The organism is Fibrobacter sp. UBA2449, assembly GCF_002342555.1.
Classification (GTDB): domain Bacteria; phylum Fibrobacterota; class Fibrobacteria; order Fibrobacterales; family Fibrobacteraceae; genus Fibrobacter.
Genome location: NZ_DDQF01000004.1, coordinates 79,129 through 93,764, shown reverse-complemented (window position 1 = coordinate 93,764; position 14,636 = coordinate 79,129). Strand labels below are relative to the sequence as shown.

Genomic DNA, 14,636 nt, shown 5'->3' with positions numbered 1-14,636 from the left:
CAACCTTTTTCAACACGCATATATATTATGGGAAAAAAATCTTTCGCCCTCGGCCGCGGACTTTCCGCCATCATGAAGGACCACGACATCAATTTCAAAGGTGAACAGACGGACACTATCAACAATCCTGCCGAAAATACCGAAAAGTTCGAGAAGATTGTTGAAATCTCGATCGACCTTATCGACCCGAACCCGTTCCAGCCGCGCAAGGCATTCGACGACGAAGAACTTTCCGAACTGGCCGAGTCCATCAAGCAGCAGGGTCTTATCCAACCGATCGCGCTGCGCAAGGTGGGGGAACGCTACCAGATTATCAGCGGCGAGCGCCGTACCCGTGCAAGCAAGCTCGCGGGCCTGTCCACAATCAAGGCGCAGGTTTTCGAGAATCTCGACGACAAGGCGATGGCGGAATGGGCGCTCATCGAGAACATCCAGCGCGTCGACCTGAACCCGGTCGAAATTGCACGTTCCTATCAACAGCTAATCGATAAGCACGGCTATACGCACGAAGACCTCTCAAAGATTGTGAGCAAGTCGCGCTCCGCGATTACCAACAGCCTCCGCCTCCTCAAGCTCCCGGAACAGGTGCTCTTGTGGATAGAGGAAGGAAAGCTGAACAGCGGCGCCGCCCGCGCCCTCTGCAGCGACAAGATCGGCGACCCCGAATCGCTCGCGGAACGCATCATCGAGGAAGGCCTCAACGTGCGCCAGATCGAGGCGATTATCCGTGGCGACGACGACAGGGACGAAGAACAGGGCGACGGACCGGCCAAGAAGCCCGAGACCCCCGCGAAGCCCAAGCCCGAACTCAGCGCCGACATGAAACAGTTCGAGACCAGACTCGAGACGTTCTTCGGCACTAAGGTCCAGCTGAACCCGAGCGCATCGGACAGCGGCAAGGGGACCATCGTCATCAACTACTACTCCATGGACGACCTGACCCGCATCCAGGAAATCATGGAAAACCGCTAACGGTAGAATCGTGAAAGGCAAGTATTACACCATACAAATTATCCCGGAAGATTCGCACGAGATAAAGAAGTTCAAGATATCCACAAGGTGGTTCGTTTTCTTGCGGATTTTCCTCGTGGTGTTCATAGCCGTATCCGGAGTTTTCATCTATAACCTGGGCAAGATGAACAAGATCATCGCAAGCTACGAGAAGATGCGCGTCTCGAATGCCCAGATTATCAAGAAGAACCAGAACTACGAGGAAATGCTCATGCGTCTCGATTCGCTCTGGATAATGGAAAACAGGATCCAGAACATCTTCGAGACCTTCATCGAGAACGATTCCAACAAGATCAACAGCATCATCGACAGGAACCTGTTCACGCATACCCCCTCCAAGAAGAACGAGCTCAACTTCGAGGGCGGCTATACATGGATCCCGCTCGAAGAAAAGCTCAGGATCGAAAAAATCCCGGACATCATCCCGGTCGTCGGGCTTGTCAGCAAGAAGTTTTCCGAAGAGACGGGACACCAGGGAACGGACTTTTCGGCCCAGGCAGGGAGCCCCGTCTTCGCTACGGGCAGCGGGATGGTGGAATCCGCGGGCAAGATGGGCGAACTCGGCAACACGATTGTCATCAACCACGGAAACGGTTTTACGACGAGCTACTCGCACCTCGAGAGCATCAAGACCCGCAAGGGAAGCTCTGTCCGCAAGGGCGACGTCATAGGTTCGGTCGGCCAGACAGGCGCAGCGACCGGGCCGCACCTACACTATTCAATCAAGAAGGACGGAGTTCCCCAGGACCCCGAAACATTTATCAACTACTAAGAGGCTAAAATGGCTACAAAAGAACAGGAAATTACCCAAATCGGCGGCAGTGTCACTATCAAGGGCGACATCAGCGGCAAGAGCGATGTGCGCATTGCAGGCAATGTTAACGGCAGCATCAACATCAACGGCGAGCTCATCGTCGAACGCAGCGGCTATATCGAGGGCGAAATCAAGGCGACCAACACGGTCATTGCCGGTTCCATCAAGGGCAACATCGACGTTGCGGAAAAGCTCATCCTGGAAAGCACGTCCAAGTTCGTGGGCAACATCAAGACCAAGCAGCTCATTATCCAGGAAGGCGCCATCTTCCAGGGTAACTGCCAGATGGGCGTTCCCGCACAGGCAGCCCAGCCCAAGGAGAAGGTATAGCCCTTTACCCACACACCTATCATAATAATCAATTTATTTATATAGAAGATTATGATTATGGTGGAGTGAATAGTGGATAAATATTCCGGCTATGACGTGTATCTTTGTGCAGAATAACGAGTTATGAGAAAATCACAATCGTTTATAGATGTTGAAAACTCGAATCCTGCTCACAATTTTCAATGTTGACAGATGTTGGACGCGTGTTCTTGACATCTGTCAACAGAAAAGTCACTCCGGGATATTGAAAAAAGGGAATTTTTTCGAGCCGCATGTTGAGCAAGGTCACATTTCAATCAAAAAAAATTATTTTCTTGTTTTACATGCTAGTATAATTTATATTATTACAAACGTTGTATGGCAGCTAATTTATTGAAGATAGGTCAGATATCGGATTCTCACATCGGCGAGAATACTGAGCTTGTTCAGGGCATAGATGTCCGTGCCAATTTTTTCAAGGCGCTGAAGTCTGAGTCCATGAAGGATATCGACCTTCTGGTGCTTTCCGGCGACCTCGCAAACGAGGATGCCGAACCTGGAGCATACAAGTTCTTCGTGGATTCGCTCAAGGACTATCCTGTCCCGGTCTGCATCATTCCGGGGAACCACGACCGTATCGAAGTCATGCAGCAGTATTTCGACCTCGAAGTCCATAACGGCAAGTGCTATTACCGCTACGACATCAAGGGTCGTTCCATCTTCTTTATCGACAGCGCCTGCGGCGAGGTTTCGCGTGACCAACTCGACTGGCTCAAGGCGGAAGTCCCGAAAGTGGAAGGCGAGGTGCTCCTGTTCATGCACCATCCGCCATGCTTCTGCGACCACAAGTTCATGGACTTGCGCTATCACCTGAGGAACATGGTCGAGGTGCAGGAAGTCCTGCTCGGTTTCAAGAACCTGAACCATGTGTTCTGCGGCCACTACCACCACGAATTCGAGAAGAGCTTCGGGCACGTGGTTGTCCATGCTGCACCTTCCACCCAGATGCAGATTGATCCGGACAGGCCGTATTTTACTCTCAAGAGCAGCGAACCCGGCTGGTGCGTAATCGAATGGGGAGACGGCACCCTCAAAAACACCGTGCATTTTTAGTTTTTTTGGCCCCGATACCTTGAAAATGATTCCATGCGTTTCTATATTTGCCCCTACATGGCGGTTTAGCTCAGCGGTAGAGCACTGGAATCATAATCCATTGGTCCGGGGTTCAAATCCCTGAACCGCTATTAAAAAAAGAGGCGCATATGTCGAAAAGGATTCTTGCAATTTCAATTCTGGCTATCGCCTCTTTTTTTGTTGCCTGTGAAGACGAACAGGTGACTCCGCAGGTGGTGCAGAACCAGGCGATAGCGCCCAAGAGCGTGCCTATCGTGCAGGTCGATCCGTTTACTGCCCCGGCCGAACCCGTGGTGACGGCCGAACAGGCGAAGCGCTACGTGAAGGCGAGCGCCGCGCTTGTCGAACTCGGTGTTACCTGGTCCAAGAAAATCGAAGAAGCGAGCGAGGGCGAGAAGGTCCAGATTCTCGATGCCTACAATGTCGCCCGCGACCAGTTGTGTGCCCGAATCGGTCTTGCCGGCATCGCGGAATACAACTGGATTACCGAGGTCGCGCTCCCCAATCCGCGCAATATACCGTTCTTCGAAGCGGCAGGCCTCAAGCGCTAGGCTTCTTAAGGTTTTAAAACAAAAGAACCGCTTTCAGGGGCGGTTCTTTTTGTACATGCCGGAATGTGGCGGCGTGGACGCTACCAGGCGAAGTCGGCAACGATGCGCCATGTCTTGTCGGCGTCGTAGTTGTGGCTGTGGCCCGTGGTGAGGTAGCCCATGTTCAGCTGGTATTCGATGGAGAGGTGGTGCGTGATTTCTATACCGAAGCCGAGCCATACGGCGTATTCGAAATGCGGATGCCTGTTCATGGAATAGTCCCAGTCGCCGAGGACCATCTTCGACATGTTGACTGTTCCGGAGAACGGGTCGATCGCATTTTCATCTTCGTCTTCGAGCCCTTCGACCTTGAATACCTCGACCACGTTCCAGCGCATGGTGAACGTTTCGCTCACGAACGGCTTGAGGATGGGGACGACGGGAGCGCCGAGCCTGAACGAGACGGGCATTTCGAGTCCCGCGTTGTGGTAGGTAATCTTGAAATCGGGCGCTTCGGTATAGTAGCCCGAGTCGGGTTCGAGGACGTTGTAGTGGTAGAAGGTCCCGAGGCCTATGCTGAAGGCGCCGCCGTCATAGAAGTAGAAGCGCAGCAGGTAGGCGATTCCGATTTCAAGTCCGTTTCCGTGCAGGTTGTTGACGCGGCCGAGGTCGATGTTGTAGTAGTCGTTCTCGCCGAATTTGCCGTAGGTGATTTCCATGGCCTTGTAGAAGATTCGCCTTTCTTTTTCCTTTTTCGCCTTTTCGGCTTCGGCTGCGGAATCGACGGGCGCGGCTTCCGGCTGGATGCAGGCTTCGGCAGGCGTGGGTGCTGCGGTGTCTGCACTTGTCGCGGCAGGTTCGGGTTCTGCGGTTACCTGCGGTTCGGGCTCCGGAGCGGGCGCGGGTGCGGGTTTAACCGTATCGAGCGCGGTGTCGTGCATTTCGAGCAGGGCGAGTTCCTTGTTCGTGAAGGTGACCGTGTAGCTGCACTTGGCGGCCGCCTTGCACTTTTCGCGCACCTGGTCGGCGATGCTGCGCGCCATCTCGGTGCGGAGGATTTCGGGGCGGTTCTTTTCGAGGCTGTCGAGGCGCGATGTCCTGATGGCGAGGACACTGTCGAGCGATACGATGTCGCGTTCGTTCTGTTCGTGCGCCTTGCACTGGCATTTCGATTCGGTGAGCTGGCAGAAGGCCTTGCGCTGTGTCGTCGCTGCCTTCGCGATGGAATCGGCGATGGCGGCGGAATCGACTGCGGGAACGGGGGTCGCCTTTGCCGTGGTGTCGGAAGCGGCAGCGGAGTCGGCGGCCGATTCGGGCACGGGTGCGGGCTGTGCGCTTGCCGGGGTCATTGCGGGTATTGCGGCGTTCGGGTCGGCGCAGGTCTTGCAGTTGTCGTTGCACTCCATGGACATGGGCGCAATCGGAAGCACGCTCTGCCTGCGGGTGAGGGAATCGACGGTGAACCTTGCGGCCTTGATTTCGAGCGGCAGCTGCTGGGCCGCCCTCTGCGCGGCATCGCTCACCCCTGTCGTGAGTTCGAGCTTGCTGAGCGGTGTGCGTCCCTTCTCCATCTTTTTGAAGATGCCGTTCTCGAACGTGATGCTGCGGGCGCAGGTGGGCTTGTCGCAACCCGCGAAGATTTCCTTGGCGAGCTTGCGCTGGTTGATTTCGATGGCGGTGTTCGCTGACTTGATGCTGTCGAGGAGCATCTTGCATTGGCATGCGGCTTCGATCTTGTTGCAGGTGCTGTCGCCTGCGGTACATGCCTGGCAGAGGTTTACGCATGCCGGGTCCTCGGCCATGGCGGGCGCGGCAAGCATGGCGAACGTCGCGACGGTCATTATTACTTTGTACAAACTACGCATGACGGCCTCCTCAGAAGATGATGGCGAGGACGACAAATGCAATCGTCGCGATGGAAGAAAGGACTATGGGGAATACGGGAATCTTGCTGCCGGAATCCTGGGCGGGCGCGGGCTCGCACGGTGCGGGTTCGCTTGCCTGTTTGCTTGTGGCGGTCTCCTTGGATTCCGCCTTTTGTTGCGGTGCAGCCTTTTCGGCGGGCTTTGCCTGTACCGGTGCAGGTTCGGGTGCCGCGGGTGCGGGCGCCTCGTCGACGAGGGCGGACTTGTCGTTTTCGGGAGCGGCATTTGCGCTTGCGGTCTGCGCATTCGCAGTGGCTGCCGTGAAGGCGAGCGCCAGGACGGAAATCCCGTATGCGGTTGTTGTGGAAATGACTTTGCGATTCATATGGTAAAATCTATATCCTTTTTTGCAAATCGGCAGAAATTTTTTGCGCGATGTCCATGGTTTTACGTTCCAGCGGTGCATTTTTGGATAAAAAGGTTTCGCTTTCGATGCGCCTCTGCGATACGAACCCGAGGCTGCTACCGGTCTTGTGACATAACCCGAACACAAGCCTGACAAAACATTGCAAATAGCTTGAATTTAGAACAAAGTAATAGCCAGCTATTCCAAGCTGTACTACGAATAAAGTGGTTTCTGCATGGTGGACTTTGTAACTTGATTTACAGGGACGGAGGTTCCGTTCCTCAAACAAGGGAGGTCCATCATGAAACGCGTAATGTTGATGATGATTGTTGCCCTCGCTTTGTCGGTCTCGTTTTCGTTTGCAACTGCGACGGGGACGGTGAAGTCCAAAAGGGGAGATCTCGATGTCATGTCCCACAGGGGCGGTGGCAGCGTGGTCTGCACGGCTGGCTTCAACGACGAGTTGGTCATTGTACAGGATGCAGAGACGGAGGTGCTCGTCAAGGGCCGTTGCGGTCAGGGATGGGTGGAGAAGTCGAAAGTCGAGTACGTGGCGAAGGGGCCGGGAAATAATTCCATCGTGCTAACGGAATTCGATATCCGTGGCTGGATCGATAACCCGTCGGCCGTGTTTGTCCTCAAGGACGACAACATGGATTTCGACGGAGTGAAGATCGACCGGGATTTCAAGGAATATCTGACACGGACGGTGGATCGCGAAGAGACCGAAAGGCGTCATGGCGAAAACTAAAATAACGGCCCGCTCATGCGGGCCGTTTCTGTTTTCAAAGGGGAAGATTATTTGGATGGGGAGCCTAGCCGCCGACCTTTGCCACGAACTCGCGGCACACGGCCTCGGGGTCACTCTTCCCGAAAATCGCGGAGCCCACTACGAACACGTTCGCGCCCGCTTCCTTGCAGGTGAGAATGTTGTCGAGCTTCACGCCGCCGTCAATCTGGATATCGAGTTCCGGCTTCATCTGGCGGAGTTCGCGAATCTTGTCGAGGCAGTAGGGGATGAGGCTCTGGCCGCCGAATCCCGGGTTCACCGACATAATGAGTACCATGTCCACGATGTCGAGCACGTACTTTATGCTTTCGAGCGGAGTTGCCGGGTTAATGGCCACGGCGGGCTTCACGCCGAGTTCCCTAATCTGGTGCAGCAGGCGGTCGAGGTGGTTCGTTGTCTCGGCGTGCACGCTGATGATGCTTGCACCCGCCTTCGCAAATTCGCCCACGTAGTTCTCGGGATTCTCGATCATCAGGTGGCAATCGAGCGGGAGCTTGGTGCCCTTGCCCACGCAGGCCGAAATTCCCGGGCCGAAACTGATGTTCGGCACGAAGTGCCCGTCCATGATGTCGAGGTGCACGAGGCCTGCGCCGCCGTTTTCGATGGCCTTGAGGCCGTTACCGAGTTCGAGGAAGTTAGCGTTCAGCACGCTGGGGGCGATAATTTGCTTCAACATGCCTGAAAAGGTAGAAAAAAGCCTGGTTGGGCGTGCGCCGCTATCGGGAAAATCGATAATAAACCATAATATTTTATACCTAGCCACGAAACTTATTTTTTACTAACTTTGAGCCCGTACTCAACATTAGGAGATAAAATCATGGCTAAGACTACTGCAAACAAGGTCGCAAAGGCCCCTGCAAAGAAGGCCGCCGCCAAGCCGGCTGCCGAAAAGAAGGCTTGCGCTAAGGCTTGTGCAAAGCCCGCCGCCAAGAAGGCTGCCCCGAAGGCTGCTGCCAAGCCGGCCGCCGAAAAGAAGGCCGCTCCGAAGGCCGCCGCCGCGAAGAAGGTCGCCGTCGAATTCGTCGCCGACTGCCCGCTCGCAACGACCGTTTCCGTCGCCGGTTCCTTCAACAACTGGGCTGTCGACAAGGACACGCTCAAGAAGGACAAGAAGACTGGCCTCTGGACCGCGAAGATTTCCCTCGCCGCTGGCGACTACGAATACAAGTTCGTGTGCGACGGCAAGAACTGGGACGCTGGCGACAACAAGATCAAGCACGTCTAATCGCGCGTTTTTGTTCGTTTATCGGAAGGCTCCGGGTTACCGGGGCTTTTTTTTTGCAAATAACATATATTCATGGTATATGAAAAAGCTTATCGCCATATTGTTCCTGGCGCTTTGTTCGCCCCTCCTTGCTGCGCCGGGCGAACCTGCTGCACCCCCCACTGCGGATAACGTAACCATTGCGGATAGCGTGGTTATTGACAGCGCCGTATACTACGACTCGTTGGCGGCACGCCTGCAGCTTGAAGGGGACTCGCTGATGAATGAGGCTACGTCGAGTATCGGTTTTGGCTTGCTGATGGGTGTTGTGGGCGGTATCGGTACAATATGGTCTTTTGGGTCGGGCGGCTCGCTGGAGGGTGGCGGTGTCGCCGTGGTCATTGTCATGATTCCGAGCGTTATCCTTTTGACAGGTGGCGTGTTGGGAATTGCTGAAGGTATCGGTCTCGGCGTCAAAAGCGACATGAGGATCAGGAAGGCGGAGGAGTATCGCAATACGGCGGGGCGGTATCGAACAAAGCCGCAGCATGTCAAGGTGGATTTTGTCCCGCTCGTCGATCCTTTCAACAAGTCGGTGGGTGCAAGACTGGCGATGAGCCTGTAGAACTTGTGAGGAATGTGCCGGGCCAATCGCTCGGGAATGTGCTGGGCAAATCGCTCGTCATTTTTCATTTTGTGTAAAGCTTGCAGCGGAGCCAGCCCGAGGGCTGCGGCTTTAGGCAATCATTCCCTCGACTAACATTCCACATTACGCACTACACATTTTCTAAATTTTCTCCGTATGGCAAATTATTCTATCCCTCAAGAAGTTTTCGTGAAGGCTGCCGAACAGTACGGCACCCCCCTCTGGCTCTATGACCGCGCGACGATTGAAAAGCGCGTGAAAGAGGTTCAGGTTTTTGACACCGTGCGCTTTGCCCAGAAGGCATGCCCGAACCTCTCCATCGTAGCGCTGGTGCGCAAGTTGGGCGGCGTGGTGGACGCTGTTTCTGCCGGCGAAATCGTCCGCGCCCTCAAGGCGGGTTTCAAGGGCGGTCAGCAGAAGGGCAAGGCTCCTGAAATTGTCTACACCGCAGACATCTTCGACCGCGACGCGCTTGAACTCGTGAAGAAGTACGACATCGCGGTGAACGTCGGTTCGCCCGACATGATCCAGCAGTTGGCCGATTTCGGCGTGAAGTCGGAACTCACGCTCCGTGTGAACCCGGGCTTTGGTCACGGGCATTCCAGCAAGGTGAACACCGGTGGCCCGCTCAGCAAGCACGGCGTGTGGCACGAACAGATCAAGGACTGCATCAAGCTCGCGCAGGCAAACGGCATGTGGATTACCGGGCTCCACATGCACATCGGTTCCGGCTCCGACTTCGAGCACCTCTCGCAGGTTTGCGACGCGATGGTGGACGCTAGCCGCCGCCTGGGCTCTCACCTTCGCACTATCAGTGCAGGGGGCGGCCTCCCGATTCCGTACCACGAAGAAGACAAGGGCAACCGCATCGACATGCAGGCCTACTACGACCTGTGGGACAAGGCCCGCAAGAACATCCAGCAGAGCATCGGCCACGAGGTTCACCTGGAAGTCGAACCCGGCCGTTACCTGGTGGCCGAAAGCGGTTTCCTGATGGCCGAAATCCGCGCCGTCAAAAAGCAGGGCGATAACCTGTTCTACCTGCTCGACGCCGGCTTTACCGACCTCGTTCGCCCGAGCTTCTACGGCAGCTATCACGGCATTTCCATCATCGCCCGCGACGGTCGCGAGATGAACGAGATGGTCGATGCCGTCGTGGCAGGCCCGCTCTGCGAATCCGGTGACGTGTTCACGCAGGAAGAAGGCGGCTTCGTGGTGACCCGCAAGCTCCCGAAAGCAAAGGTCGGCGACTTGCTGATTCTCCATGACGCAGGTGCCTACGGTGCCGCCATGAGCAGCAACTACAACAGCCGCCGCTACGCCGCCGAGACCATGTACACGAACGGCGAACTCAAGGTCATCCGCGAAAGGCAGACGTTCGAACAATTGCTCCAGAACGACAGGGTAATCGACCTGTAGTTTTGTAAATTTTTGAAAAAAATATTTATAAAGAAAAGTGGAAATTTCCACTTTTCTTTTGTTTTAGGCTTTTTTGTATCATAAAAAAGTAAATTTTTGTGATGTTGTCGTAAATTAGTTGTTTTTTGGCGATTCTGTATCTATTGTCACATCGCTTTTCGTAGCAAGCGTATATATTCCTAGTAAATGAATTCCGTAATCACATACCAGGACTATCACGCCTTTATGCGCGACTGGTTCAGCGACAAGAAAACGCACACGGCGATAACGTGGCGCGAGTTCTCGAAACTTGCGGGCTTCCGCTCGCCGGTTTACCTGAAGCTGGTATGTGAGGGAAAGTCTGGGCTTCGCGGGCCCGGAATATTGCGTGTTGCGCGGGCCATGGGGCTGGAAGGCTTCGAGCTTGCGTATTTCAGGTCGCTCGTGGCGTTCAATCAGGCAAGGCGCGAAGCCATAAGGCAGAAGCATTTCGACGAGATGCAGGCACTATCGAAGGCGCACCGCGTCAATGTGCTCGGGCAGAAGTCCATGGGGTATTTCGAGTCGTGGCTGAACCCCGTGCTCAGGGAGCTGGTGCCCCACATGCCCGGCAAAAAACCGAAGCAGGTGGCGGTACAGTGCATGCCGAAAATCACCGCGAAGCAGGTGTCTGCGACTATAGAGTACCTGACGGCTATGGGGCTCCTGAAAAAGGCCGGCAAGAATAAGTTTGAACAAACTAACAAGACGATTTCTACGGGCAAGATGGATTTTGTGCCCCTCGCGGTACAGCAGATGCACCTGCAGATGGGTGCCTTCGCGCTTGACGCCATCAAGAACGTGCCGCTTTCCGAGCGCTCCGTTTCGGGCCTTACGCTAGGGCTCACGCAGAAGTCGTTCCAGAAGATAGTGAAAGAACTTGCGGATTTTAGAAGGCGTATTATCGCCATCGCTACCGAAGACGACGACATGGAACGCGTCTATCGACTGAACTTGCAACTTTTCCCGCTCACATGGAGCGTGAAGCCGAAGAAGGATTAAACTTTATGAAGAATTTTTTGGAAATAGCCAGTTACACTGCCCTTGCGTTTACCGCGTTCGGATTGTGCGCATGCTCCTCCGACGATAAAGACAAGCATACGGGCGGTGCTACCGAAGAGACGCAGATTGCCATCGAGGACAAGACCATTGCGGGCGTGTCCGAGAAGGGGCCTTTCGTGAAGGGTTCTGCGGTAAGGCTCTACGAACTGAACGTGGATAACTTGGGGCAGACCGGTCGTGCCTTTACGGGAAAGATTGCGAGCGATCGCGGTGACTTCCGCTTCACGCACCTCAATCTGGAATCGCAGTATGTGTTACTGGAGGCGAACGGTTTCTACCGCAATGAAGTGAGCGGCACGAGTTCGGCGGCATCCATCTCGCTCAATGCGCTGGTGGACGTATCCGACAGGGAGACGGCGAACATCAACCTGCTCACGCACCTTGCCTACGAACGCATGCAGCACCTGGTAGATGACGGTTCCTCCGTGGCCGAGGCGAAAAAACAGGCGGAACAGGAAATCCTCAAGGCGTTCCGTGTCGCAGATGAATCCATCGAGGGGTTCGAAGGCCTGTCTATATTTGAGTCCGGCAAGGGGAACGCGGTCCTGCTCGCCATCAGCATTCTTATGCAGGGAGAACTTTCCGAGGCGGAATTTTCGGAGAGACTTGCGGATTTCGCATACGACATCGAGAATGACGGCGTGTGGGACGACAGCGTGACTGCGACGAAGATTGCAGACTGGGCAAGCGCACGAAGTGAGGGGGACTACTATGCCTCCATTCGCAAGAACATGGAAGACTGGGAACTCTCCGATACGATTCCGGAATTCGAGAAGTCGGTTGACAAGTTCTGGTGGGAAAACTACGGACTCGGCGACTGCGACAAGAAGGCGGAAGGCGAATTGAGGGAAAACATGAACAGCATGAGCGAACTTGCACATGCGACATTCAGGTGCAAGGATGGCCGCTGGCTCAAGAAAATCTATGATGACTGGAAAGCCTATACGGACTCGGTGGACAGAGGTGTCTCCACTATTTCGTATAGGAATGCCGGCGATACCATCAAGGCGACGTTTGATATCGGGAAAAAGATTGGTTTCGACTATGCGGGCTTGGGCTATTGGCTGAACGAGCGCGGTGAACCGGAGGACTATTCTGATTGCGAAGTCATAAAATACTCCTACAAGGGGAACGGTCACAAGTTTGTCGTGGGATCGCCCTTGGGTGGCGAAGATGGCGACTACTACATGTATATTACGGACAGTGATGAGTGGAAAACTGTCTATATTCCCTGGGATTACTTGCAATACGAATGTTGGGGCCGTGTTTGCGGCGAAGAAACTATCGAAGGGGTCAACGGGCAGGTGACGAACTTTACCTGGCATTTCGGGGAAACGGGTTCTATCGAGATTGTGGGAATCGGTTGCGCAGATAAAAAGGAATTTTTGGAAATCGAAAAGCTCAAGGAGCCCTGTGAATCGGGTGAAATGCAAATAGCTGCCGCTAGCGAGATGACGCTTCTTTGCACGGATAAGGTATGGAAACCGGCCAGGTGTGGCGATGAAGGGACAGAAGGCAAGGTTCTAGGAGATCAGATTTGCCTTGGTTCCAGTTGGTACGAGAAGGACTGCGACAAGTATCTGGAAAGCAATGAAATCCTACCTAGTGGATATTGCTGCACCGAAGGCGAATGGACCAATGCAACTCGTGCCGAAGATGAAAAGAGTTACATCTGCCCGGAGAAGTAATCGGGTTTAATGCAAGGAGCAAAACATGAAAAACAGAACCCTTAAGTTAGTTTTCGCGTTCTCTCTGGCCGCTTTTCTGTGTGGCTGTGATTCGGAAGTGGAAAAGGTAAAAAATGGCACCTTGAATGGCTACGAACAGACAACTATCGGTAGGGCTATTGAAAGTGTCCTCGGTAACGTGGAATGGAAGTATTTTGAGACGGAGAAGGGCGTGAGAGTTGTCGAAGCGAGCGGCTGGCCAGGTAAACAGCTTATTCCGCTAGCCGAACGAAAAAAACAATGCGATAATCCGCAGAAGGTTGTAGTTCAATTTGTTTTACACACAAATACGGACTCTTTTGAAGTTTCCTATTGTGGAATTGGCGAGAACCCTTATGATTGCGGAGAATTTTTGAATTATATCTATGCCAATAATTCATCCTATGATCCGATAAAAATACCATGCTCGATTCGTAAGAGCTTTACTGATTCTAGGGATCAGAAAGAATACAAAACGGTGATTATCGGTGATCAAGAATGGATGGCGGAAAATCTGAATTACGAAATGGAAGAAAGCTATTGTGATGAAAACAATCCAAGTGAATGTCAGAAAAATGGACGCCTGTATACATGGGATGCTGCTATGTATGCGTGCCCTGAAGGGTGGCGCCTGCCCTCGAAAAGTGATTTTGAAACCTTGATCAATGTGGTGGGTGGCGATTCCATAGCAGGGACTGTACTTAAGGCCGCTTCAGGTTGGGGTTTCGGATGGAAGAACGAACCAAAGTCATATGATATTTTCTCGTTCAATGCTTTGCCTGCTGGGGAAGCGTCGTTAGGTAGATTTGAAGGCGGGATGACCAGAACGACATTCTGGAGCTCGACGGAATATGATAGCGCTCAGGTATATTGTGTAGCGATGACGTATGATCGCGAGGATGCGGCTTTAAATTGGTTCTATAAAGAATTTTCTGCGTATAGCGTTCGTTGCATTAAAGATACGGATGGCTCCGGAGAGGCCGTCAAGGCAGAAAGAAAGCGCATGGCAGCGGAAAAGACTCGCGTTGCCGAGGAAAAGGCCATGGCGGAAGCGAAAAATTCTACGGAGACTTTCATTGACCCGAGGGATCAGAATAAGTATCGGGTTGTGAAAATTGGGAACCAGAGGTGGATGGCGGAGAATATGAGGTATGCCGGTCCCAGTAAGGATAGCGTTTGGGGCGTTGCGTATGCGCAGGATTCAGAAACTAATTTGTATGGAAGGCTCTATGAATGGAGTGATGCGATGGAGGTATGTCCTACGGGTTGGCATTTGCCGGATCTGGATGAGTTTAGAGCACTGGCGAAAACGGTTGGCGGGGACTCCATAGCGGGGAAAAGATTGAAGAGTGTTGATCACTGGGAACAGAATAAAAACGGGACGGATGACTATTCCTTCAGAGTGCTTCCTGCTGGGTCATATGCACAAGAAAAGTATGATGATATTGGATCTCGTGCTACGTTCTGGGTTCGTGGTGAAGATTTCTATATGATGGATGAGGATGGCTTAAATGAACCTGGCTCTAATACGTTTGAGATAGAATCATCTAGTGATGCTGTATTATATAATTCCGCTCTGACATATACATATAACAGCGTCCGCTGCGTCATGGACTAGGATTGCTCCCATATACAGGGAAGGCCCCGTTTTTTGCGCAAAAAAAACATTTTTCCGCAAAAAAGTGCGTATTGCCATGCCCGTTTGCCGTTTTGACCGCATTG

The 14,636-nt window shown here is 53.4% G+C and carries 15 protein-coding genes and 1 tRNA gene; 13 read left to right on the top strand and 3 right to left on the bottom strand.

Annotated features, from left to right (window positions below; translation table 11 throughout):
* Nucleotides 1–27: 27 nt before the first annotated feature.
* The 6 genes from B4B27_RS01435 (at nt 28) to B4B27_RS01410 (ending at nt 3,819) form a co-directional block, all read left to right on the top strand.
* Nucleotides 28–972 (top strand): ParB/RepB/Spo0J family partition protein, encoded by a 945-nt coding sequence (locus B4B27_RS01435; protein WP_290722951.1) that lies wholly within the window; start codon nt 28–30, stop codon nt 970–972.
* Between the two features lie 10 nt (nt 973–982).
* Nucleotides 983–1,783 (top strand): M23 family metallopeptidase, encoded by an 801-nt coding sequence (locus tag B4B27_RS01430; RefSeq protein WP_173381333.1) that lies wholly within the window; start codon nt 983–985, stop codon nt 1,781–1,783.
* 9 nt (nt 1,784–1,792) lie between these two features.
* Nucleotides 1,793–2,155, top strand: a complete 363-nt coding sequence (locus B4B27_RS01425) for a bactofilin family protein (RefSeq protein WP_173366529.1) — start codon at nt 1,793–1,795, stop codon at nt 2,153–2,155.
* A 357-nt stretch (nt 2,156–2,512) separates the two neighbouring features.
* Nucleotides 2,513–3,247 carry a metallophosphoesterase gene (locus B4B27_RS01420; RefSeq protein ID WP_173366530.1) on the top strand — a complete coding sequence of 245 codons (735 nt, stop codon included), beginning with the start codon at nt 2,513–2,515 and terminating at the stop codon, nt 3,245–3,247.
* Between the two features lie 59 nt (nt 3,248–3,306).
* Nucleotides 3,307–3,378, top strand: a tRNA-Met gene (locus tag B4B27_RS01415).
* An 18-nt stretch (nt 3,379–3,396) separates the two neighbouring features.
* Nucleotides 3,397–3,819, top strand: coding sequence for a hypothetical protein (locus B4B27_RS01410; protein ID WP_173366531.1), 423 nt, complete (start codon nt 3,397–3,399; stop codon nt 3,817–3,819).
* A gap of 80 nt (nt 3,820–3,899) precedes the next feature.
* On the opposite strand, the gene B4B27_RS01405 is transcribed toward B4B27_RS01410, so the two are convergent.
* Together B4B27_RS01405 and B4B27_RS01400 are read right to left on the bottom strand one after the other, a co-directional pair.
* Nucleotides 3,900–5,663, bottom strand: a complete 1,764-nt coding sequence (locus B4B27_RS01405; RefSeq protein ID WP_290722942.1) for a hypothetical protein — start codon at nt 5,661–5,663, stop codon at nt 3,900–3,902.
* A 10-nt stretch (nt 5,664–5,673) separates the two neighbouring features.
* Nucleotides 5,674–6,048: a hypothetical protein gene (locus B4B27_RS01400; RefSeq protein WP_290722940.1), complete on the bottom strand. Its 375-nt coding sequence runs from the start codon at nt 6,046–6,048 to the stop codon at nt 5,674–5,676.
* Between the two features lie 322 nt (nt 6,049–6,370).
* On the opposite strand from B4B27_RS01400, the gene B4B27_RS01395 reads away from it, so the two are divergent.
* Entirely contained in the window at nt 6,371–6,820 is a 450-nt protein-coding gene (locus B4B27_RS01395) for a hypothetical protein (RefSeq protein WP_290722938.1), read from the top strand.
* Nucleotides 6,821–6,884: 64 nt separating this feature from the next.
* On the opposite strand, the gene rpe is transcribed toward B4B27_RS01395, so the two are convergent.
* Nucleotides 6,885–7,535, bottom strand: a complete 651-nt coding sequence (rpe, locus tag B4B27_RS01390; protein ID WP_290722937.1) for a ribulose-phosphate 3-epimerase — start codon at nt 7,533–7,535, stop codon at nt 6,885–6,887.
* 141 nt (nt 7,536–7,676) lie between these two features.
* On the opposite strand from rpe, the gene B4B27_RS01385 reads away from it, so the two are divergent.
* The 6 genes from B4B27_RS01385 to B4B27_RS01360 all read left to right on the top strand — a co-directional run bounded on the left by B4B27_RS01385 (nt 7,677) and on the right by B4B27_RS01360 (nt 14,532).
* Nucleotides 7,677–8,084, top strand: a complete 408-nt coding sequence (locus B4B27_RS01385) for a glycogen-binding domain-containing protein (protein ID WP_290722935.1) — start codon at nt 7,677–7,679, stop codon at nt 8,082–8,084.
* 190 nt (nt 8,085–8,274) lie between these two features.
* Entirely contained in the window at nt 8,275–8,688 is a 414-nt protein-coding gene (locus tag B4B27_RS01380) for a hypothetical protein (protein WP_290722933.1), read from the top strand.
* A gap of 177 nt (nt 8,689–8,865) precedes the next feature.
* A complete protein-coding gene (gene lysA / locus B4B27_RS01375; RefSeq protein WP_290722929.1) occupies nt 8,866–10,128 on the top strand; it encodes a diaminopimelate decarboxylase in 1,263 nt (420 codons plus the stop codon).
* A 186-nt stretch (nt 10,129–10,314) separates the two neighbouring features.
* Nucleotides 10,315–11,148: a TIGR02147 family protein gene (locus B4B27_RS01370; RefSeq protein ID WP_173381720.1), complete on the top strand. Its 834-nt coding sequence runs from the start codon at nt 10,315–10,317 to the stop codon at nt 11,146–11,148.
* A gap of 5 nt (nt 11,149–11,153) precedes the next feature.
* Nucleotides 11,154–12,896, top strand: coding sequence for a carbohydrate binding domain-containing protein (locus tag B4B27_RS01365; protein ID WP_290722925.1), 1,743 nt, complete (start codon nt 11,154–11,156; stop codon nt 12,894–12,896).
* Nucleotides 12,897–12,921: 25 nt separating this feature from the next.
* Nucleotides 12,922–14,532, top strand: a complete 1,611-nt coding sequence (locus B4B27_RS01360; protein ID WP_290722922.1) for an FISUMP domain-containing protein — start codon at nt 12,922–12,924, stop codon at nt 14,530–14,532.
* Nucleotides 14,533–14,636: the final 104 nt, after the last annotated feature.